The 20,106-nt window shown below is 60.7% G+C and carries 19 protein-coding genes and 1 pseudogene; 5 read left to right on the forward strand and 15 right to left on the reverse strand.

Annotated elements, in window-relative coordinates; genetic code table 11:
- Nucleotides 1-153: 153 nt before the first annotated feature.
- A complete protein-coding gene (gene ureG, locus FS804_RS13460) occupies nucleotides 154-765 on the forward strand; it encodes an urease accessory protein UreG (RefSeq protein ID WP_004443279.1) in 612 nt (203 codons plus the stop codon).
- Nucleotides 766-768: 3 nt separating this feature from the next.
- Complete coding sequence (locus FS804_RS13465) at nucleotides 769-1,593, forward strand: MBL fold metallo-hydrolase (RefSeq protein WP_144577075.1); 825 nt, start codon at nucleotides 769-771, stop codon at nucleotides 1,591-1,593.
- 74 nt (nucleotides 1,594-1,667) lie between these two features.
- On the opposite strand, the gene FS804_RS13470 is transcribed toward FS804_RS13465, so the two are convergent.
- The 11 genes from FS804_RS13470 to FS804_RS13530 form a co-directional block, all read right to left on the reverse strand.
- On the reverse strand, nucleotides 1,668-2,357 hold the full coding sequence (locus tag FS804_RS13470) for a Crp/Fnr family transcriptional regulator (RefSeq protein WP_063948251.1): 690 nt from the start codon (nucleotides 2,355-2,357) through the stop codon (nucleotides 1,668-1,670).
- Nucleotides 2,358-2,830: 473 nt separating this feature from the next.
- A complete protein-coding gene (locus tag FS804_RS13475) occupies nucleotides 2,831-6,151 on the reverse strand; it encodes an efflux RND transporter permease subunit (RefSeq protein ID WP_063948252.1) in 3,321 nt (1,106 codons plus the stop codon).
- Nucleotides 6,152-6,164: 13 nt separating this feature from the next.
- The gene (locus FS804_RS13480) at nucleotides 6,165-7,358 is read right to left on the reverse strand and encodes an efflux RND transporter periplasmic adaptor subunit (RefSeq protein WP_144577076.1); all 1,194 of its coding nucleotides are present in this window, start codon (nucleotides 7,356-7,358) and stop codon (nucleotides 6,165-6,167) included.
- A 502-nt stretch (nucleotides 7,359-7,860) separates the two neighbouring features.
- Nucleotides 7,861-8,853, reverse strand: coding sequence for an ABC transporter substrate-binding protein (locus FS804_RS13485; protein WP_144577077.1), 993 nt, complete (start codon nucleotides 8,851-8,853; stop codon nucleotides 7,861-7,863).
- Nucleotides 8,854-8,874: 21 nt separating this feature from the next.
- Nucleotides 8,875-9,747: an ABC transporter permease gene (locus tag FS804_RS13490; protein WP_063948255.1), complete on the reverse strand. Its 873-nt coding sequence runs from the start codon at nucleotides 9,745-9,747 to the stop codon at nucleotides 8,875-8,877.
- Nucleotides 9,744-10,619, reverse strand: a complete 876-nt coding sequence (locus FS804_RS13495) for an ABC transporter permease (RefSeq protein ID WP_144577078.1) — start codon at nucleotides 10,617-10,619, stop codon at nucleotides 9,744-9,746. Before FS804_RS13495 ends, FS804_RS13490 begins: the two co-directional genes overlap by 4 nt.
- A 327-nt stretch (nucleotides 10,620-10,946) precedes the next feature.
- Complete coding sequence (locus FS804_RS13505) at nucleotides 10,947-11,741, reverse strand: ABC transporter ATP-binding protein (RefSeq protein ID WP_144577079.1); 795 nt, start codon at nucleotides 11,739-11,741, stop codon at nucleotides 10,947-10,949.
- Nucleotides 11,738-12,172 carry an NUDIX domain-containing protein gene (locus FS804_RS13510; RefSeq protein WP_186376801.1) on the reverse strand — a complete coding sequence of 145 codons (435 nt, stop codon included), beginning with the start codon at nucleotides 12,170-12,172 and terminating at the stop codon, nucleotides 11,738-11,740. Before FS804_RS13510 ends, FS804_RS13505 begins: the two co-directional genes overlap by 4 nt.
- Nucleotides 12,173-12,174: 2 nt before the next feature.
- Nucleotides 12,175-13,632 (reverse strand): dihydropyrimidinase, encoded by a 1,458-nt coding sequence (gene hydA, locus FS804_RS13515; protein ID WP_144577080.1) that lies wholly within the window; start codon nucleotides 13,630-13,632, stop codon nucleotides 12,175-12,177.
- Nucleotides 13,629-14,063: an endonuclease domain-containing protein gene (locus FS804_RS13520; RefSeq protein ID WP_063948309.1), complete on the reverse strand. Its 435-nt coding sequence runs from the start codon at nucleotides 14,061-14,063 to the stop codon at nucleotides 13,629-13,631. Before FS804_RS13520 ends, hydA begins: the two co-directional genes overlap by 4 nt.
- Nucleotides 14,064-14,251: 188 nt before the next feature.
- Nucleotides 14,252-15,499 carry a Zn-dependent hydrolase gene (locus tag FS804_RS13530; protein ID WP_186376802.1) on the reverse strand — a complete coding sequence of 416 codons (1,248 nt, stop codon included), beginning with the start codon at nucleotides 15,497-15,499 and terminating at the stop codon, nucleotides 14,252-14,254.
- Between the two features lie 259 nt (nucleotides 15,500-15,758).
- Between FS804_RS13530 and rutR the strand changes: the two genes are divergently transcribed.
- From rutR to FS804_RS13545, 3 genes and pseudogenes are all read left to right on the forward strand, one after another.
- A complete protein-coding gene (rutR, locus tag FS804_RS13535; protein ID WP_004443251.1) occupies nucleotides 15,759-16,400 on the forward strand; it encodes an HTH-type transcriptional regulator RutR in 642 nt (213 codons plus the stop codon).
- Between the two features lie 265 nt (nucleotides 16,401-16,665).
- Nucleotides 16,666-16,989 (forward strand): annotated as a pseudogene (locus tag FS804_RS13540) (DUF2325 domain-containing protein); the annotation flags it as partial.
- Nucleotides 16,970-17,251 carry a hypothetical protein gene (locus FS804_RS13545; protein WP_144577082.1) on the forward strand — a complete coding sequence of 94 codons (282 nt, stop codon included), beginning with the start codon at nucleotides 16,970-16,972 and terminating at the stop codon, nucleotides 17,249-17,251. The pseudogene FS804_RS13540 and the gene FS804_RS13545, both read left to right, overlap by 20 nt.
- A 139-nt stretch (nucleotides 17,252-17,390) precedes the next feature.
- Here FS804_RS13545 and FS804_RS13550 read toward each other — a convergent pair whose 3' ends face one another.
- From FS804_RS13550 to uppO, 4 genes are all read right to left on the reverse strand, one after another.
- A complete protein-coding gene (locus FS804_RS13550) occupies nucleotides 17,391-17,756 on the reverse strand; it encodes a DUF423 domain-containing protein (RefSeq protein WP_144577083.1) in 366 nt (121 codons plus the stop codon).
- Entirely contained in the window at nucleotides 17,753-18,154 is a 402-nt protein-coding gene (locus tag FS804_RS13555; protein ID WP_063948310.1) for a group II truncated hemoglobin, read from the reverse strand. The genes FS804_RS13550 and FS804_RS13555 overlap by 4 nt, the downstream gene beginning before the upstream one ends.
- Nucleotides 18,154-18,492, reverse strand: coding sequence for a DUF86 domain-containing protein (locus FS804_RS13560; protein ID WP_371417865.1), 339 nt, complete (start codon nucleotides 18,490-18,492; stop codon nucleotides 18,154-18,156). Before FS804_RS13560 ends, FS804_RS13555 begins: the two co-directional genes overlap by 1 nt.
- Nucleotides 18,493-18,674: 182 nt before the next feature.
- Nucleotides 18,675-20,090 carry a polysaccharide biosynthesis phosphomannomutase UppO gene (gene uppO, locus FS804_RS13565; RefSeq protein WP_144577084.1) on the reverse strand — a complete coding sequence of 472 codons (1,416 nt, stop codon included), beginning with the start codon at nucleotides 20,088-20,090 and terminating at the stop codon, nucleotides 18,675-18,677.
- Nucleotides 20,091-20,106 lie beyond the last annotated feature (16 nt).

The following is a 20,106-nucleotide window of genomic DNA, read 5'->3' on the forward strand; positions in this document are numbered from 1 at the left end:
ATATATCGAGAGCTCGCCCCCTCATCCGCCCCTTCGGGCCACCTTCTCCCCGGCGGGGAGAAGAAAGGCGCGGCATGATCCTTGCATATCTTGAAGCGTCCCGTTCAGGGACTATGGTGAAACAGACCACAGCATAGTGAAGGGAACAGAGTGATGAAATCGGGTAATGGTCCGCTGCGCGTTGGGATTGGCGGGCCGGTGGGTTCCGGCAAGACGGCGCTGACGGAAAAGCTCTGCAAGGCGATGAGCGCCGATTATTCCGTCGCCGTCGTCACCAATGATATCTATACCAAGGAAGACGCCGAGGCGCTGGTGCGCATGCAGGCGCTGCCTTCCGAACGCATCGTCGGCGTCGAGACGGGCGGTTGCCCGCACACGGCCATTCGTGAGGATGCCACGATCAATCTGCAGGCGATTGCCGGGCTGAACCAGCGTTTTCCCGATCTCGACGTGGTCTTCATCGAATCCGGCGGCGATAACCTCGCCGCGACCTTTTCGCCCGATCTTGCCGATATCACCATCTACGTCATCTCCGTCTGCCAGGGCGAGGAAATTCCGCGCAAGGGCGGGCCGGGCATTACCCGCTCTGACCTGCTCGTCATCAACAAGAAGGACCTTGCGCCCTATGTGGGTGCCGATCTGACCGTGATGGACAGCGATGCAACGCGCATGCGCAACGCCATGCCCTTTGTGTTCACCGACATGAAACGGGGTGATGGCGTTGATCGCATCGTCGGTTTCCTGAAAGAGCAGGGCGGTCTGTAAGCCATGAATGCCCCGTTCCGTTTTGGCCGTTATGCCGTGTCCCGGTTCATCGATGGTGTCTACAAGGCACCGGTCGGCCATCTCATTCACCGGCAGGGCGCGAATGCGCTGGCGGCCGTTCTCGCCGCGATTCCGGGCGATACGGTGGATGTGGATGTTAACTGTTTCGCGCTGTCAGGGCCAGATGGCGTCTGGCTGATCGATGCCGGCTGCGGCATAGCCTGGGGCGAGGCCTATGGCCATGCCCGTGCGGCTATGATTGCCGCCGGTATTCAGCCTGATGATGTCAGCCGTGTTATCCTCACTCATATTCACGGCGATCACGCGCTCGGCCTCATTGATGGCGATCGGGCTTATTTTCCCAATGCGGAGATATGGGTGCCGGAGGCCGATCTTGCCTTTTTCACCAATGCAGAGGCGCGAAAGGCATTGCCGCCTGCCCGTCAGGGCGGTTTCGATCTCGCCGCCCGGCTGCTCGACATCTGCGGCGCCATGCTGCGGCCGATCCTCATGGGAGGGGTTGCCGAGGATATCGAGGCAATCGCCATGCCCGGCCATACGCCGGGGCATGCCGGTTATCTCATCGGCAATGGCGATGACCGGCTGTTATTGTGGGGTGATGTGCTGCACGTGACGGGTTTGCAGGCAGCCGATCCCGAAATCGCTTTCGTTTACGATATCGATTCCGAACTTGCTCATGCCACCCGTCTCGAGGTGTTGGCGGCAGCGGCCGATCATGGCTGGCTGGTGTCCGGCGGTCATCTGGGCGGGTTTTTCCACATCGAGCGGCAGGGCGATCATTTCCGTTTCCTGCAGCACGCGGTCTGAACCGCCGCGATGCCTGACATGCGAAAGGGCGGGCTGCCTGATGGCGGCCCGCCCTTCATCCTCTCCCCGTATCTTCAAATCTGTTTTAATGCCGCGACGTCATTGACCTGCACGATGCGCCCGCGCACCGTGACGCCTGATTTTTTCAGGGTGGAAAAGGCGCGGGAGAGGGCCTCCGGGGCGAGGCCGAGCTTGCCGGCAAGCAGGCTCTTCTGGAACGGCAGCCGCAGCGAAAAGGAAGTCGCGTCGCGCGGGCCGTGGTTGATCAGGTAGTGAGCGACACGTTGCGGGGCGGTTTGCAGCCGGTCGTTGGCAATGCAGTCCATGGTGGAAAGCAGGCTGTTGGACAGGCAGCGCATGACGGCCTTGGCGATGGCCGGTTCCTGCTCGACCAGGCTGCGAATCCGCATGAGGTCGAAGCGAGCCACGGTGCAGCTTTCCGCTGCCTGCGCGCTATAACGATAGGTATCGCTGCCGAAGATCAGGCATTCGTTGAAGGTATCGCCGGGGCCGCTGACGCGTACATCCGCTTCGCGCCCGTGCCTGTCCAGCCGGTAGAGCCTCACATAACCCGACAGCACGCAATAAAAATGCTGTGCCGCTTCGCCTTCCTTGAAAAGCACATGGCGGGCGTTGACAGTGGTGATGGTTGCCGCCTCCATCAGCTTCAGCGCCGCCGCATCGTCGGCAACCCCGATCAGGGGCGCGCGCAGCAGCATGTTCCTGTCCCTGTTGCTCAGCTTCACGGTCTTGTTCACGTCCATTCGGCTCCCGCTCAAACCTTTTGCCGGGCTGTCCGAAGCGACAAGAAATCGGGGAAGTTGCTTTTCCCTCGCGCCTATCTGCACAGAACTCATCGCATTTTTCCTCGACCGGCAATTCCCGATGCGAGGGAGACTAGCAGGTCAGGTGGAAAGCGAATTGATTTCGATCAAACGGGTTTGCAGCCGTTATGTGGGCGGAAATGGTTCGTCCATTCGTGCTTATAAGCACAGGGGGAAATATGGAGCGGGCGAGTGCGACATATTTCTTCTCCCCGAGGGGCAGAAGTCCGCGGCAGCGGGATGAGGGGGCGAGGGTCGGGATATACGGAGAGCTTGCCCCCTCATCCGACCCTTCGGGCCACCTTCTCCCCCTCGGGGAGAAGAAACAAGCGGCGACGTTTTGCCCTCACGTATCAGTTAAAGCGAAACGCCGGGCACATGGCCCGGCGTTTCAATCTTCATATTGGCAAACTTCACTCCGCAGCGAGCGGCGGCAGTCGCAATATGTTGCTGCCCTTGTCCGCGGCCTTGTCGCCGGTACCCTTTTCCATGCTGGCGACACGCGCCTCCAGGGAGGAAAGCGCAAGGCTGTTTTCGCGGGCGATCTCCGAGAGCTTTTCGTTGGAGAGGGCCTCTTCCTCCTCTTCCTTCTTGCCGACGAAGCGGCCGAAGAGGTGGGCGAGCAGGCGCGACAGGTCGTCCATGATCAGGAAGAAGGCCGGCACCACGATCAGCGACAGCACAGTCGAGACGATGATGCCGCCGATGACAGCAATCGCCATCGGCGCGCGGAAGGAACCGCCTTCGCCGACGCCGAGGGCCGAGGGCAGCATGCCCGCCGACATGGCGATGGAGGTCATGATGATCGGGCGGGCGCGCTTGCGGCCGGCCTCCACCATGGCATGCACCCGCTCCATGCCGTGACGGCGCATTTCGATGGCGAAATCCACCAGCAGAATGGCGTTCTTGGTCACGATGCCCATCAGCATCAGGATGCCGATGAGAACGGGCATGGAGAGCGCGTTCTGGGTGATGATGAGCGCGACTGCCACGCCGCCGATGGCGAGCGGCAGCGAGAACAGGATGGTGAAGGGCTGGATGACATCCTTGAACAGCAGGATGAGCACGACCAGCACCAGCATCAGGCCAAGCAGCATGGCGTTTACGAAGCCCTGCTGCATTTCGCCCTGCACCTTGGCGTCACCGCTTTCGGCAAGGCGCACGCTTGCCGGCAGTTCGGTTTCAGACACGATGCGTTTGAACTCTGCCGTCGAGGTATCGAGCGCCGTGCCGAAGGGCACGTCGGAGCCGATGGAGACAACGCGGTTGCGGTCGTTGCGCTTGATCGAGCTCGGACCTTCCGAGTAGTCGATATCGGCAACGCTATAGAGCGGCACCAGCGAGCCGGAGGCGGTCTTGATCTTCAGCGCGCGGATGGTGGCGAGGTCGCGGCGGGCATCGAGCGAGGCCTGTACGCGGATCGGGATCTGCCGGTCATCCAGCGAGATTTTCGTCAGCTGTGCGTCGATATCACCGATGGTGGCGACACGCACGGTCTGCGAGATCTGCTGCGGCGTGATGCCGAGGCGGGCGATTTCATCCTTGCGCGGGCGGATTTGCAGTTCCGGCCGGGGTAGGGCGCCCTCCGAGCTGACATTGGCAAGGATCGGCGAGGCGCGCAGGCGGCTTTCGAGAATGCCGACCGCGTCGCTGAGGTCCTTCTCGTTCTTCGAGAGAAAGTTGAAGGAGAGTTCGCGTTCCGCGCGGTCGTTCAGCTTGATGATGCGCACATCGGGAATGCCACGTACCTGCGCGAAAATATCCCGCTCAACATCCCATTGCGGACGGGTGCGGCCCTTCTCCTCCACCTTCGGCAGATATGGACCGATGAGCGGAATGGAACCGAGGCCCTTGTTGACGAGGGTTTTCAGCAGCGAGTGATCGATATGTTCGAGGATGACGTTGACGGTGGCACGGCGAAGCTCCAGGTCACCCTTCGGCGACGCGCCGCCAAGGATGAAGACGCTTTCGACGCCGTTGATATCACGCAGCGCCTGATAGATCTGCGTCGTCGTGCGGTCGGTTTCATCGAGCGTCGCATTGGGCGGCAGTTCCACCGAAAGTGTGACGCGCGAGGCGTCATCCGGCGGCAGGAAGCTGCCCGGCACCTGGGCCAGAAGCATGACCGATGCAATAAGGAAGGCGATCGCACCGACGAGCGTCAGATACCGCGCCCACCATTTGCGGGTGGTGGCGGTGACCATGCGCGTATAGGCCTTCATCAGCCTGCCATCATTGTCGTGATGGTCGTCCATCGCGTCTTCGGCACGCATCAGATAGGCCGCCATCAGCGGCGTGATGAGGCGGGCGACGGCGAGCGAGAAGAACACCGAGAAGGCGACGGTGAGGCCGAACTGGATGAAGTACTGGCCCGGAATACCAGGCATGAACGAGACGGGCACGAAAACGGCAATGATGGTGAAACTGGTGGCGATGACGGCGAGGCCGATTTCGTCCGCCGCTTCCAGCGCCGCGCGATAGGGCGTCTTGCCCATCTTGATGTGACGGGCAATGTTCTCGATTTCCACGATAGCGTCATCCACGAGAATACCCGTGGCGAGCGTGAGCGCGAGGAAGCTCACGAGGTTGAGCGAGAAGCCCATGATGTCCATGATCCAGAAGGTCGGGATCGCGGAGAGCGGTAGGGCCACGGCGGCAATCAGCGTTGCGCGCCAGTTGCGCAGGAAAAGCAGGACGACGATAACGGCGAGGACAGCGCCTTCGATCAGCGTGTCGAGCGCGGCCTTATAGTTCCCGTAGGTGAAGTAGACGGCGTCATCGACCTTCTGGATGTCGACGTCAGGATGATCCTTTCGCACCTGTTCAAGGCTTTCCGACACGGTCTGCGCCACGGAAACCTCGCTCGCGCCCTTGGAGCGGAACACGGCGAAGGTGACGGCAGGATTGCCGTTGAAGCGTGAGAAAGACTTCGGCTCCTGATACGTATCCGTGATCGTGCCGAGTTCGGACAGCTTGACGAAACGGCCGTTCGAAAGGGCAATGGTGGTGTTGGCAAGCTGCGAAACATCACGCGTATCGCCGAGCGTGCGGATGGTCTGTTCGTTGCCGCCCACCTGGCCACGGCCGGAGCCAAGGTCGATATTGGTGCCGCGCAGCTGGCTGTTCACCTCGCTGGCGGTGATACCATAGGCGTCGAGCTTTTCGGGGTTCAGCGCCACGCGCACTTCCCGGTCCGCACCGCCGTAGCGATCGACCTTGCCGATGCCGGATTTGCCTTGCAAAGCCCGCTTGATCGTATCATCCACGAACCATGACAGCTCTTCGAGCGTCATGTTGGGCGAGGAAACGGCAAAGCTCTGGATCGCCTGACCCTCGACGTCGATCTTGCTGACGATCGGCTCTTCGATATCGGCGGGAAGGTCGCTGCGGATCTTGTCGATGGCGTCCTTGGTGTCCTGAACCGCCTCTTCCGTCGGCTTTTCGATGCGGAAGACGACCGTGGTGGTGGACTGGCCATCGACCACGGTGGACTGGATTTCATCGACGCCGCTAATGGCGGCGACGGCGTCCTCGATCTCCTTCGTCACCTGCATTTCGAGTTCGGAGGGCGAAGCGCCGCTCTGCGTCACGGTGACGGCGACGACGGGAACGTCGATATTCGGGAAGCGGGTGATTGGCAGGGTGTTGAATGCCTGCAGGCCGAGCATCATCAACACGGCGAAGCCGAGCAGCGGCGCAATCGGGTTACGGATTGACCATGCGGAAAAGTTCATTTCAATCCCTCAGTCAGTTGGACGCAGACGTCTGGGCTTCAACCGGCTTGATCCGGTCCCCATCACGCACGAATGCCCCAGCCTTCTCGACAACCTTGTCTCCAGCGGCAAGACCGCTGACAATCTCAATGAAACCGCCGTCCTCAATGCCGGTCTCGATCTTCACCTGCTTGACGACATCGCCTTCCACCTTGCGGGTGGTCGAGCCTTCACGCCCAGCGGTGACGGCCGAGAGCGGCAGAGCGAGCGCGTTCGTCTCCTCAACGATGATCGCGGCGCTGGCATACATGCCCGAGCGCGCCGGGCTCCCTTCGGGCAGCACCACATGCACGGAACCGAGGCGCGTCGTCGGATCGACGGTGGGCGAGACGAGGCGCACCTTGCCCTCTATTTTCTCAGCTCCGCCGGCAACCGTCAAATAGGCTTTCTGGCCGACCTTCACCTTCTGGATGTCGGTCTCGGACAGATCGGCGACGAGTTCGATCGCGCCGTCCTTGATGACGGTGAAAAGCGGATTGCCGGCGCCGCTGGCAATCGCGCCTACCTTGGCATTCTTGGCCGAAACGATGCCGGCAACCGGGGTTTTTACACCCGTGCGCGTCAGCTTCAGGTCGATATCGGCAATTTGAGCGTCCACGACTTTGATGTCGGCTTCGCCGGCGGAAACGGCCTGGCGGGCGGCGTTGAGCTTGGCGGCGGCGACTTCCGCCTGCGCCTGCGTCTGCTCAACCTGCGAGACGGAACCGGAGCCGCTCTGGCCGAGCTTTGCCGCACGGTCGCGCTGGCGGTTCGCGTCATTGGCGCTCGCCTCCGCTTCCAGAACCTGTGCCTTGGATTGGGCAACGGCTGCCTGCGCCTTGGCCTTGTTGGCCTCAAGCTGGCTCTTCTGAAGGATAAGACTATCGGAGGAGAGGACGGCGAGGACTGCGTTGGCTTCGACCCTGTCGCCAATATCGACGTTCAGCGTATCGATCGACAGGCCATCGACCAGCGGCTGGACATAGATTTCGTCGACCGGGCGAATGGTGCCTGTCGCGATGATGCGGTCCACGAGATCGCGTTTTGCGGCATGGGCAACGATAATGGAAGGCAGGTTCTGCTGTTTGACCGGAGCCTGCGCCTCTCCCTCGGCGGCTGCTGACATGGGGAGCGCCGCTGCGGAAAGAAGAAGGAAAACAAACCGGTTAAACGTGACTTTATGCTGCATGTGTCTTGGCTCGCGCAATATTCGCTCACATGTCCTGCAGGCCCGGGGCCGTGTCTCAAAAGGTCATGCGATGGCGAATGTGAAACAAGGGATCACAATACTTCCTTTTCGATCCTCCCGATTCAAACGCCCCTCAACGCGAATCTAAAGCACCTTTGCCTCGTGCTTTTTTTACAAGATCAAGTTTGGCAGTCTTGTGGGCGGGACTTTAATTCTTGTTGACGTGCAAATCAATCCGCATAGCCGTTGGGCTAGGTATACATTTTTGTATAGGCGCGGATGTTGCAATTCGTCAGGTGGGTTACCAATACAAGCCAACGGCGCTTGAGTCACGAGAGTAAAAAAACCTCGTCATGCGGACTAGATCCGGCATCCAGCCACGGCGCGTCTGCGCCGTGAAAGGACTTTTCCGCGATCAAGGGCTTGATCGCGCTGGACCCCGGATCAGGTCCAGGATGACGGCGTGCGGATACGACCCGCGTCTTCGCTTGCCTGCCACGACCTACTTCAACGCCGCGTCGGTAATCTCGGTCGTGTAGGCGCCTGCCGGTTCCTTGGTGATGACAGGATCGGAGCCGCCGCCGAGCAGCGTTTTCACCGTGCGCTCGTAATCGGCCTTGTCGAGCGCACCCTTCGAGCCTGCGGTGAGCTTGGCGACTTCGCCCATCATGCGCTTCTGGTGCTTTTCCGTCTGCGCGCCGGAGGCGTCGTTTTCGAGAACGATATCCGCGGCCTCGTCAGGGTTTTCCTCGGCCCATTTCCAGCCCTTCATGGAGGCGCGAACGAATTTGACCATGTCCTCCTTGAATTTGGCGTCCTTGAGCTTGTCTTCGAGAACGTAGAGTCCGTCTTCCAGCGTCGCCACGCCTTCATCCTCATATTTGAAGGTGACGAGGTCTTCAGGCTTGATGCCGGCGTCGAGAACCTGGCCGTATTCATTATAGGTCATGGTGGAAATGCAGGCGGCCTGTTTCTGCAAAAGCGGATCGACGTTGAAGCCCTGCTTCAGCACGGTAACGCCATCAGCCCCGCCGGTGGTCGGGATTTTCAGGTGCGCCATCCACGACAGGAACGGATATTCATTGCCGAAGAACCAGACGCCCAGCGTCTTGCCCTTGAAATCTTCGGGTTTCTTGATGCCGGTTTCCTTCAGGCAGGTCAGCATCATGCCCGATGATTTGAACGGCTGGGCAATATTGACGAGCGGCACGCCCTTTTCGCGGGTGGCAAGCGCAGACGGCATCCAGTCCACGATCACGTCGGCCCCGCCTCCAGCCAATACTTGCGCCGGTGCGATATCCGGGCCACCGGGCTTGATGTCGACGTCGAGGCCTTCGGCTTCATAAAAGCCCTTGTCCTTGGCGACGTAATAACCGGCGAACTGCGCCTGGGTGACCCATTTCAGCTGCAGGGTGATCTTGTCGGCGGCCTGAACGCTAAATGCGGTCAGCAGTGAAGCGCCGGCAAGAAGCATGGATGCAAGTTTCATTTTCATCGCTGTTCCCTTTTTCGTTATTTACGTTCGTCCCCCACGGACGGACGGATGCCAGAAGGTGACGGCCCGCTCTGCGAGCGCCACAAGTCCGTAAAAGCCGGACCCTGCGAGCGCCGCCACGGCAATCTCGGCCCAGACCATATCAACATTGCTGCGGCCCATTTCCGCGGAGATGCGGAACCCCATGCCGACGATGGGCGTGCCGAAGAATTCCGCGACGATGGCGCCGATCAAGGCGAGCGTAGAGTTGATTTTCAGCGCGTTGAAGATGAAGGGCCAGGCGGCGGGCAGGCGCAGCTTTATCAGCGTCGGCCACCAGCCGGCGGCATAGGTGCGCATCAGGTCGCGCTCCATGTGGCTGGCGGCGGCAAGCCCCTGCACCGTGTTCACCAGCATCGGGAAGAAGGTCATGATGACGACGACGGCGACTTTCGACTGCCAGTCGAAACCGAACCACATGACCATGATCGGCGCTATGCCGACCACCGGAAGGGCAGAGACGAAATTGCCGATGGGCAAGAGCCCGCGTTGCAGGAAGGGCGAGCGGTCGATGAGGATGGCGACGATGAAGCCGAGGCCGCAGCCCAGCGCGTAACCTGTCAGCACCGATTTGAGGAAAGTCTGGCGGAAATCCGCCCAGAGGGTCGGCAGGGAGCTGAGGAGGCGGGCGAGAATGGCGCTCGGGGCCGGCAGCAGGATGGGCGGAACGGAAAATCCGCGCACGATGCCTTCCCAGAGCACCACAATGGCAAGGCCGAAAAGCAGAGGCACGGCGATGCGGCTGACGCGCCTTTTTGAGGAGGAGGCGAAGTTGCGCCGCACCAGCCATTCGTTGAAGGCCCAGGCGGCAAGCCAGAACAGGATCGCACCGATAAACCAGAAGGGGTTCGTCATGGCCGTGCTCCCATTCGCTTGAGGACGGCGGCGTGGGCGATGCCGATGACCGAAACAAGAATGGCGGCGACCCCGGCGGCCATGAAGAGTGCGGCCCATATCTGTACCGTCTGGCCGTAATAGGAGCCGGAGAGTAGGCGCGCGCCGAGACCCGCGACGGCGCCTGTCGGCAATTCGCCGACGATGGCGCCGACCAGCGCAATCGCAATGGCGATCTTCAGCGAGGTGAAGAGATAAGGCAGTGCGGAGGGCCAGCGCAGCTTCCAGAAGATTTGCGCCGGTGAGGCATTATAGGTGTGCATCAGGTCAAGCTGCAGGGCCTCGGGGCTTCTGAGGCCCTTCACCATGCCGACGACGATGGGGAAAAAGGAGAGATAGGTCGAAATCAGCGCCTTCGGCAGCAGCCCGGAAATGCCGATGGAGTTCAGGACAACGATGATCATCGGCGCGATGGCGAGGATGGGGATGGTCTGGCTGGCAATGATCCACGGCATGACGGAGCGATCCATGGCGCGGTTATGGATGATCGCGACCGCCAGCAGGATGCCGAGTACCGCGCCGATGGCGAAACCGAGCAACGTGGCGGAAAGCGTGATGCCGGCGTGGTAGACGAGGCTGCGTTTCGAGGTGACGGGCTTGTTGACGGTCGTGTCCCAGAGTTCCGCGATGATCTGATGCGGGGCTGGGAGGACCGGGCGCTCCTGGGCGAAGGTCTGCGGCAGGAGTTCGAGGAAGCCCGGCGTCTGGCCAGAGCGGGTGGCCTGGTCGCGGGCGAAGGGCAGGTTGAGGTAGATGACGGCCAGGTGCCAGAGGATGAAGATGGCGAGGAGGACGGTGAGGATGGGGAGGATGCGGTGGCGGAGGAGGGTCATGGGTTGGCCCTCTGAGGGTGGGATTTACTCTTGCTCCGAGAGTGGCGCTTACCCCCCTCTGTCCTGCCGGACATCTCCCCCACAAGGGGGGAGATCGACTCGTGGGTGGGTCTCGTCCAACTCAAAGCTTGGGAATGGAATGGAGGTAGGGCCGCCTGCCTTCTTCTCCCCGAGGGGGAGAAGGTCGCGGCAGCGGGATGAGGGGGCAAGGGTAGCGTTAAGCCGCAATCTTGCCCCCTCATCCGACCCTTCGGGCCACCTTCTCCCCGGCGGGGAGAAGAAACGAGGGGCAACCTCCCGCCAAATAAGCCAATGCTGGCGCCAACCTCACCCCTCATAGCTGTGCCCCGCCTTCAACCCCTCACGCACCCGGTGCGCAATCGCCAGAAACTCCGGCGTTTCCCTGATTTCCAGCGGTCTTTCCCGCGGCAGAGTGGATTCGATCACGTCGGTCACCCGACCAGGCCGCGGCGACATGACGACGATTTTCGTCGAGAGATAAACCGCTTCCGGAATCGAGTGGGTGACGAAACAGATGGTCTTGCCGGTCGTATCCCAGAGTTTCAGCAGCTGTTCGTTGAGGTGATCGCGAACGATCTCGTCCAGCGCGCCGAACGGCTCGTCCATCAGAAGCAGGTCGGCATCGAAGGCAAGCGCGCGGGCGATGGAGGCGCGCTGCTGCATGCCGCCAGAAAGTTGCCAGGGGTATTTCTTGCCGAAGCCGTTGAGGTTGACGAGGTCGAGCGTGCGGTCGATGCGCTCGCGCTGCTCGGCCTTGCTGTAGCCCATGATTTCGAGCGGCAGGGCGATGTTCTTTTCGATGCTGCGCCATGGATAAAGGGCGGCGGCCTGAAAGACATATCCGTAGGACCGGTCCTTGCGGGCGTTTTCCGGCGTCGTACCGTTGACGGTGATCTCGCCTGACGTGTGTTTTTCAAGATCGGCGATGACCCGCAAAAAGGTGGTCTTGCCGCAGCCGGAAGGGCCGATGAAGGAAACGAAATCGCCCTTTTTCACGTCGAGATCGACATTGGACAGCGCATTGACCGAGCCATCCCCCGTTTCGAAGGTGAGGCCCAGTTTTCTGGCGGAGACGACGGAATAGGGAGAGGCCTGGTTCATCTTGGCTGATTGTCGCTTTCCGTAAGTGCGGCGCGCGCCAGCGGCAGCATCTGGGTTTCCGTCAGTCTGGCGATGGTCACACCGGGGTTGCGGTCGAGATCGAGCCAACGGACTTCCTCGATTTCCGCCTGCGGGGTGACCTCTGTATGAAGCCTGGCGGTGAAGGCATGGGCGACGACATCGGCGCCCGGCTCATTGGCGGCTTCCTCGCGAAAGACGCCCTCATAACGCGCGGCATTCTCGGGGAGCGTCAGGCCGATTTCTTCGGCCAGCTCGCGGTGAAGCGCCTGTTCCGGCGTTTCGCCCGGATCGATCTTGCCGCCCGGCTGCATGAACTGCGTGGTGCCGCGCTTGCGCACCACGAGCATCTGCCGCTTCTCGTTGATGAGGATGGCGGCGGCGATGAGGATTTCGCGTTTCGGCTCGCCCATGATCACACGCCCGACGCCGGAATGCCTGTGCGTTCCACCTTGCGTGGCGAGACGAGTTCTTTCCAGGTGGAAAGCGCCTGGCTGACGGCCGGATAGGGATCGCGGGCGATGAACCGGCCATGGCCGGCCTGCGTCTCGATGGTGCCTTCCTCGACGCTGACCAGCCCGCGTGAGAGCGTGTAGCGCGGCAGGCCTTTTACCCTGTGTCCTTCGAACACGTTGTAATCGATGGCCGATTGCTGGTTTGCCGCACTGATGGTTTTTGTGAGCGCCGGGTCCCAGACGACGATATCGGCGTCGCTGCCAACGAGGATCGCGCCCTTCTTGGGATAGATGTTGAGGATCTTGGCGATGTTGGTGGAGGTGACGGCAACAAATTCATTCATCGTCAGCCGGCCGGTCGCCACGCCATGGGTCCAGAGCAGCGGCATGCGATCTTCAAGCCCGCCGGTGCCGTTCGGTATCTTGCGGAAATCACCAAGGCCGAAGCGTTTCTGCTCGGTCGTGAAGGCACAATGGTCGGTCGCCACACATTGCAGCGAGCCGGAGGCGAGACCCGCCCAGAGGCTATCCTGATGCTGACGGTTACGGAAGGGCGGCGACATGACGCGGCGGGCGGCGTGATCCCAGTCGGGATTGGCATATTCGCTTTCGTCGAGGATCAGGTGCTGGATCAGCGGCTCGCCATAAACCCGCATCCCGTTCTGCCGGGCGCGGCGGATGGCTTCATGGGCCTGTTCGCAGGAGGTGTGGACGACATAAAGCGGCGCGCCGGCCATATCGGCGATGATGATGGCGCGGTTGGTGGCCTCGCCTTCCACGGAAGGCGGGCGGGAATAGGCGTGCGCTTCCGGCCCGACATTGCCTTCCGCCATCAGTTTTTCCTGCATCTGCGCGACGATATCGCCGTTTTCCGCATGCACGAAGGGAATGGCGCCGAGTTCCGCGCAGCGCGAGAAGGAGGCGAACATCTCGTCGTCATTCACCATCAGCGCGCCCTTATAGGCCATGAAGTGCTTGAAGGAGTTGATGCCTTTTTCCTGAACCACCGTCTTCATCTCGTCGAAGACCTGTTCGCCCCACCAGGTGACGGCCATGTGGAAGGAATAATCGCAATTGGCGCGTGTCGCCTTGTTGTCCCAGCGTTGCAGGGCGTCAAGAAGCGATTGCCCCGGCTCCGGCAGGCAGAAATCCACGACCATGGTCGTGCCGCCGGCCAGCGCCGCCCGCGTGCCGCTCTCGAAATCATCGGCGGAATAGGTGCCCATGAAGGGCATTTCCAGATGCACATGCGGATCGATGCCGCCGGGCATGACATAACATCCGCTCGCATCCAGCACGGTGCCGCCGGTGAGATCAGGTCCGATCTCGGTGATCCGGCCGCCCTCGATCTTCACATCGGCCTTGTAGGTAAGGTCGGCGGTGACGATGGTGCCGTTCTTGATGATGGTGGCGGTCATTGGTGTCTGTTCCCGGTAGCGAGGGCTGGCGAATAACGGTCGGGATGATCAGGCAGGAAAGTTCCGGTGTTCAGCACGACGAGGATGGTGTCGAGCGTCTGGGATAGTTCTTCAAAGATCTCGTGGTTCCAGAACCGCAGAACTGCGTAGCCCTGAGTATTGAGCCATAACGTCCTTTGTCGATCATGTGTGGAGGAGGCGTGCTGCGATCCGTCAAGCTCGACGATCAGCATTTTTTCGCGGCAGACGAAATCGGCGATGTATGGGCCGAGAGGGACTTGTCGGCTGAATTTAAAGTCGTTCAACCTCCGGCTTTTGAGTTCGTACCAGAGGCGGTATTCGGCGTCGGTCTCGTCGCGGCGGAGCCTTCTCGCCTGCGCGGTTTTGCCCGGATGGCGTTTCGATGCTTTTTTGCCGGTGTGATCGGCCATGACCCTTGCCCCCTCATCCGGCCCTTCGGGCCACCTTCTCCCCGGCGGGGAGAAGAAATCGGAAGCACCGTCGCAGATTTTTGCGACGTGGGTCAGGGGGGAGAAGGTCTTGCCGCGTGTTTCTTCTCCCCGCCGGGGAGAAGGTGGCCCGAAGGGTCGGATGAGGGGGGCTGCCATCGTGGGTACGGTCATTCGACGATCTCCGCAGTCTCCAGCACCGCATGCAGCAGCACGTCGCAGCCGGCCTTTGCCCATTCCGGTGAAATCTCTTCGGCCTCGTTGTGGGAGAGCCCGCCCACGCAGGGGCAGAAGATCATGGTCGAGGGGGCGACCCTTGCGGTCCAGCAGGCGTCATGGCCGGCGCCGGAGATAATGTCCATGTGGCTGTAACCCAGTCGTTCGGCGGCAGAGCGCACCCGGCCGACCAGAACAGGATCGAAGGTCACGGGGTCGAAATGGCCGATGGCTTCGATCGAGCAGCCGACGCCGAGGTCTTCGGCGATGGCGGGCACCTCGCGTTCGAAGATGGCGCGCATGCTGTCGAGCTTTGCCTGCGAGGGGGTTCTGAGGTCGATGGTGAAGAGCACTTTGCCGGGCAGCACATTGCGGGAGTTGGGCGTAAATATCATCTGGCCGACGCCGGCGACGGCGCCTGGCTGGTGAGCCATCGCCACTTCCTGCACCTTTTCGAGGATGCGGGCGGCGGCGAGGCCGGCATTAACGCGCATGGCCATCGGGGTGGAGCCGGTATGGGCTTCCTTGCCGCTCAGCGTCACTTCCAGCCACCACAGGCCCTGGCAATGGGTGACGACGCCGATCTGCTTGTTTTCAGCCTCGAGAATGGGCCCTTGTTCGATGTGGTATTCGAAATAGGCGTGCATCCTGCGCGCGCCGACGTCTTCCTCACCCAGCCAGCCGATGCGTTTCAGCTCCTCGCCGTAGGTCTTGCCGTCTGTATCCGTGCGGCTATAGGCATAGTCCAGATCGTGAACACCGGCAAAAACGCCTGACGCCAGCATGGCGGGGGCAAAGCGGGCGCCTTCCTCGTTCGACCAGTTCGTAACCACGATCGGATGCCTTGTCCGGATGTTGAGGTCGTTCAGGCTGCGCACGACTTCCAGTCCGGCCAGCACGCCAAGCACGCCGTCATATTTGCCACCGGTCGGCTGGGTATCGAGATGGCTGCCGATATAGACGGGAAGCGCCTCCGGGTCCTCGCCGGCGCGGGTTGCGAACATGGTGCCCATGCGGTCGACACCCATCGTCAGGCCTGCCGCTTCGCACCAGTGCTGAAAAAGGCTGCGGCCTTCCGCATCCTCATCCGTCAGCGTGCGGCGATTATTGCCGCCGGCAATGCCGGGGCCGATCTTCGCCATGTCCATCAGACTATCCCACAGACGGTCGCCATTGACCGTCAAGTTCTTACCCGCCGTCATAAAGTGTCGTCCTCACCTGTTTTGTTTTTATCAAAGCAAAGCTTGTGCCGTTCCCCTTTTTGCCGGTTAAGATAACAGCCATTGCCTTGTGACGGCGATGATGGATAAATTGACCGGCTGGTAAACATTGCAAATTCGCGATGGCGTCAGCAAGGGATTTTGTGACGAATCGCAGTAATTTTGCCTAAGCTATGAACGGCGATTATTTTTTAAGCATACTGTAGCGGCAATTGCATTGAAAAGAAACAGAGAGCTGAGAATGGCCATACCGCGCGCAGCGAAAACACAGAAGCGGACCCGCATTCAGGAGGAAAAGCAGGAGGCGATTCTTGAAGCTGCACTTAGTGTTTTTTCCACGAATGGGTTCCGCGGCTCCACAATCGACCAGATTGCGGAGGCGGCCGGCATGTCCAAACCGAACGTGCTTTATTATTTTCGCACCAAGGAGGCGATGCATCGTGCGCTTATCGAGCGGGTGCTCGACACCTGGCTCGACCCGCTGCGCGCTTTCGATGCCGAGGGCAACCCAGAAAGCGAGATCCGCTCCTATATTCGTCGCAAGCTGGAAATGTCGCGTGATTTCCCGCGGGAGAGCCGCCTGTTTGCGAATGAGATCCTGCAGGGCGCGCCCCATATCGAGGACGAACTGAAAGGACCGCTGAAACAGCTGGTGGATGAGAAGGCCGAGGTAATCCGCGCTTGGGTGAAGGCCGGCCGGATGGCCAAATGCGACCCTTACCACCTCATTTTCTCGATCTGGTCGACCACCCAGCACTATGCCGATTTCGATGTGCAGGTGCGGGCGGTGCTGGGCGACAAGAACGGCGGCGAGGGACGTTTTGAGGATGCGGCCCGGCATCTGGAGCAGCTTTTCATGGGTGGATTGCGGATAAACGGCTGATCGGCCGGCTACGCGCGATTATGTGATAAGCCCTCCGCATAAAAACATGAGGAAATTTATCACCTTTATACTTTACTCCAAAACTCATCTTTATTATGGTGCCGGCATCCCGAACGTCGGGGCCCAATATCGGGGTATGAAAAATCAACCGGCAGGTGAGGGAATGGCACGCAAGGAAAAGAAGAAGGCCGAACGCGGTGGCAAGCAGGGCAAGGGCGCGCCGCAGGCCGAAAAGGAGGTGGCCGAAGAGCAGCTTTCCGGTCCGAAAAGCTTTCTTTATGTCGGCGGCCGTGACTGTCAGGTTGCCCATCTTCGCCAGATCGCCAGCAATTTTGGCGCCGAACTGATCCACCACGATGGTGGCTTACGAGAGGCGGTCTCGCGTATCGATACCGTGCTTCCTTCCGTCGACTGCGTCTTCTGCCCGATCGACTGTATCAGCCATGATGCGTGTCTGCGGGTGAAGTCCGGTTGCAAGAAATTCGGCAAGACGTTCATTCCGCTGCGCAATGGCAGCAAATCCAGTCTGGAGCGGGCGCTGCAGACGATGAATGAACGGACCTCCAGCGATGAACGACGAGCGCAATAACGTCCACGACGACAATCCCCCGGCAGCAGAAGCCTGCCGTGCAGAATTGCACAAGATGGCGGAGCAGGCAGGGGATTTCTGCCTGACGGATATTTACGAGATGGTTGGGGAGCGGGACGAGCGCAACCGCACCGCAAATGTCGTTGTTTTTCCGCATTTGAACGCCCGACAGCCAAGTCGGACGCCTTCATTTATAGAAGATGCGCCGGACAAGTGCCGCCGCAACATCCTGCCATTTCGCAGGAAGGGGCGGCAGAGTTAATGCACCTCCCCATGATCTCAGGGCTTGCGTGAGGCATCGAGGTCTCGGTGTTGCTTGGATCCTCGTCTCAGGGGTGAGGATGACGTTACCTGCGAGACGCCGCGGCACGCCATAGTTTCAGACAGCCGATTCAAGGGTGTCAAGCCGTGGGCTTCAAAAACGCTCCTGCGCACAACACCAACCAACCCGAGATCATGCCGAGGCCGCCGAGGGGGGCGGCGTAGGGGAAGAGGCTGCGGCCAAAAAAGTGTCTGACGACGAGATCGCCGACAAAGATGGCCGTGCCAAGGCCGAGGATCAGGCCGGCGGGAATGGCGGTTCGGATACGGTCTGCACCGATGTGGAGCGCGATCAGCACCGGCGCATGGGCGAGCGCCATGGCGGAGGCGTTGCCGAGCATATAGGTTTCGCCGGTATGGGTGGCGGCGGCCGCGAGCATGACCCCGGCAGCACCCAGCAGGCTGCCCAACAGCAGGATGAAGGCGCGCAGTCTCTCGTGGGTCATGGATTATCCGCTTCCTGGTTCTGCATGTGAAAGGCGAGCCGCTCGATCGGGGGCCAGATGATGTCTCGCAGCTTCGGGTTGTCGATTGTCTCGTCCATGGCGCGGCGGAAGCAGAGCAGCCATTCGTCCCGCTCGGCTGGGCCGATGGGGGCAACGAAATGACGACGGCGCAGCATGGGGTGACCGTGCTTTTCGACATAAACGGGCGGTCCGCCAAGATAACCGGTCAGATAATCGTAAAACTTCGCTTCGCTGCCGGAGAGGTCGGCAGGGTGAATGGCACGGCAGCGCGCCGCTTCCGGCAGGGTATCCATCAATTCATAAAAGCGCCGGGTCAGCGCCCTCACGGTCGCATCGCCACCGATCGCTTCATAAAGGGTAACAGTCTCGCCGCTCATCATCCGCCTCTTGTCGCCACCAGGACCTTATCGCTCCGCCGGACGGCAAGGGCAACAGGGCAATGACAGGGTGCGACATTAGGGACAGTGCGTTGATGAGGTCCTCGGTTTTCACTTGCGACGGATCGATGAATAGCTTCAACAGCGTTTCTGAGCGGCGCCACATGTTCCGTGACGACTGCCCAAACAACGTCATCCGCGATTCTGTGGTATTCATGGCGCAGAATATTGCCGATTCCAATCCAGGGCACATCCGGCACCGTGTGCACCGTTGTCCGGTTTAAATTCTTGGACAGGCTGCAATCCCGTTGAAGTCGGTGGCGAAAGGTGGAATTCACTCAACGTCATCCTCGGGCTTATCCCGAGGATCTAATCAGGTCGAATAAAACCGACGTTTGCAGATCCTTGGGTCAAGCCCGAGGATGACGTCGGCGCGATTGGATCGACTTTACTTACCATCTAATCGCGTCCGTTCTCTTCATGCGCGCAGCTTTTACCATCGCGCCTGCGGCTTTCACTCTCACCCGAAATTTCGAATGAGCTCCAGCCCCTTGCTCAGAAGCGTTTCAGCTTCATCCTGGTTGGCGGCTTCGACGTAACAGCGCATCTCGGGCGCGTTGCCGGAAGGGCGGAAGTGGATGGTGCTGCCGTCGGTCAATGACACGCGCAGGCCGTCGATGTCGCTGAGTCCCTTCACCGTGCCGACCGGGGCGAGGAACGTGTCGAGATTGGTACGCGAGGCGCGCAGATGCGTCATCAGCGCCGCGCTTTTTTCTTGGGCGAAATTTTCCAGCCGGTCGGCGGCGGCGACGGGCAGGTTATAGGCGGCTGCGATATGCGACAGCGGTTTTTTCTCTACGGCGGAAAGATGCAGCACGGCGAGAACCGGCAGGAAGCTGTCACGCGTCGGCAGCGGCGCCAGCGGATTGCCATTCAAGGTGAAGCTAGAGGCCGTCAGCAGGCCGCCATTGGCCTCGAAACCCATCACGCCCGTTTTACCTGACGCAAGCGCTTCAGCCATGCCCGCGATGACGAAGGGGGAGCCGACCTTGGTGCGGACCACTTCGAACCGGCCGTTTGCCTCGATACCGGAGTTGGAGGTGACAGGCGTGACGACGACGCCGGCATCGAGGAAATTGGCGGTGATCAGGCCGATCAGGTCGCCGCGCAGCGGCACACCCTTTTCATCGGCAAGCAGCGGACGGTCGCCATCACCGTCGGCGGAAACGATGGCGTCGAGCCTGTGCTCGGGCGACCATTTTTTGAGAAGCGAGAGCGTTTCCGGAGAGACGGCCTCGGTATCCACGGGGATGAAGGTGTCGGATCGACCGAGCGCCACGACGTCAGCGCCATAATGGGCGAGGACGTCGACGAAAAGATCGCGTGCCACGGTGCTATGCTGGTAGACGCCGATCCTGAGCCCGGAAAGCGCCTTTTCCGGCAGCAGCGCGATATTGCGCTCGTAGAAAAGTTCCGCTGCGATGGCGGAATGGTCTTCGGCGGTCGCCGCCTCGTCGCTGATGCCTTCCGCCTCGATTTCGGCGGCGAGAGTGGCGATCGCGGTTTCGTCCTGCTTGTCGATTTCGCCATCGGGGCGATAGAATTTGATACCGTTGCGGTCTGCCGGGATGTGCGAGCCGGTTATCATCAGCGCCCCCGCTTTCAGCGAGAGGCCGTAAAGTGCAAGCGCCGGCGTCGGCACGGTGCCGCAGTCAAGCGGCGTCAGACCGGCTTTTTTCAACGCGGCAATGCAGGTGGCGGAAACATCAGGGCTCGAATCGCGGAAGTCGCGGCCAACGAGAATGGGATCACCCGCCTTTGCCTGGCCCGATGTGAGAAGGTGCCTTGCAAATGCCGTCGCATAGACGGCCGAGGCTTTTCCTTTCAGATCGACAGAGAGACCCCGAAGGCCGCTCGTTCCAAATTTCAGGCTCATGCCAAACTCCGTTTCA

The sequence above is a fragment of the Agrobacterium sp. DE0009 genome, from assembly GCF_007680755.1.
Lineage (GTDB): Bacteria > Pseudomonadota > Alphaproteobacteria > Rhizobiales > Rhizobiaceae > Agrobacterium > Agrobacterium tumefaciens_B.

What these genes read in the sequence shown, in the direction of transcription:
- ureG (WP_004443279.1), top strand. Translation starts at nt 154, where the DNA reads ATGAAATCGGGTAATGGTCCGCTGCGCGTTGGGATTGGCGGGCCGGTG.
- FS804_RS13465 (WP_144577075.1), top strand. Translation starts at nt 769, where the DNA reads ATGAATGCCCCGTTCCGTTTTGGCCGTTATGCCGTGTCCCGGTTCATC.
- FS804_RS13470 (WP_063948251.1), bottom strand. Translation starts at nt 2,357, where the DNA reads ATGGACGTGAACAAGACCGTGAAGCTGAGCAACAGGGACAGGAACATG.
- FS804_RS13475 (WP_063948252.1), bottom strand. Translation starts at nt 6,151, where the DNA reads ATGAACTTTTCCGCATGGTCAATCCGTAACCCGATTGCGCCGCTGCTC.
- FS804_RS13480 (WP_144577076.1), bottom strand. Translation starts at nt 7,358, where the DNA reads ATGCAGCATAAAGTCACGTTTAACCGGTTTGTTTTCCTTCTTCTTTCC.
- FS804_RS13485 (WP_144577077.1), bottom strand. Translation starts at nt 8,853, where the DNA reads ATGAAAATGAAACTTGCATCCATGCTTCTTGCCGGCGCTTCACTGCTG.
- FS804_RS13490 (WP_063948255.1), bottom strand. Translation starts at nt 9,747, where the DNA reads ATGACGAACCCCTTCTGGTTTATCGGTGCGATCCTGTTCTGGCTTGCC.
- FS804_RS13495 (WP_144577078.1), bottom strand. Translation starts at nt 10,619, where the DNA reads ATGACCCTCCTCCGCCACCGCATCCTCCCCATCCTCACCGTCCTCCTC.
- FS804_RS13505 (WP_144577079.1), bottom strand. Translation starts at nt 11,741, where the DNA reads ATGAACCAGGCCTCTCCCTATTCCGTCGTCTCCGCCAGAAAACTGGGC.
- FS804_RS13510 (WP_186376801.1), bottom strand. Translation starts at nt 12,172, where the DNA reads ATGGGCGAGCCGAAACGCGAAATCCTCATCGCCGCCGCCATCCTCATC.
- hydA (WP_144577080.1), bottom strand. Translation starts at nt 13,632, where the DNA reads ATGACCGCCACCATCATCAAGAACGGCACCATCGTCACCGCCGACCTT.
- FS804_RS13520 (WP_063948309.1), bottom strand. Translation starts at nt 14,063, where the DNA reads ATGGCCGATCACACCGGCAAAAAAGCATCGAAACGCCATCCGGGCAAA.
- FS804_RS13530 (WP_186376802.1), bottom strand. Translation starts at nt 15,499, where the DNA reads ATGACGGCGGGTAAGAACTTGACGGTCAATGGCGACCGTCTGTGGGAT.
- rutR (WP_004443251.1), top strand. Translation starts at nt 15,759, where the DNA reads ATGGCCATACCGCGCGCAGCGAAAACACAGAAGCGGACCCGCATTCAG.
- FS804_RS13545 (WP_144577082.1), top strand. Translation starts at nt 16,970, where the DNA reads ATGAACGACGAGCGCAATAACGTCCACGACGACAATCCCCCGGCAGCA.
- FS804_RS13550 (WP_144577083.1), bottom strand. Translation starts at nt 17,756, where the DNA reads ATGACCCACGAGAGACTGCGCGCCTTCATCCTGCTGTTGGGCAGCCTG.
- FS804_RS13555 (WP_063948310.1), bottom strand. Translation starts at nt 18,154, where the DNA reads ATGAGCGGCGAGACTGTTACCCTTTATGAAGCGATCGGTGGCGATGCG.
- uppO (WP_144577084.1), bottom strand. Translation starts at nt 20,090, where the DNA reads ATGAGCCTGAAATTTGGAACGAGCGGCCTTCGGGGTCTCTCTGTCGAT.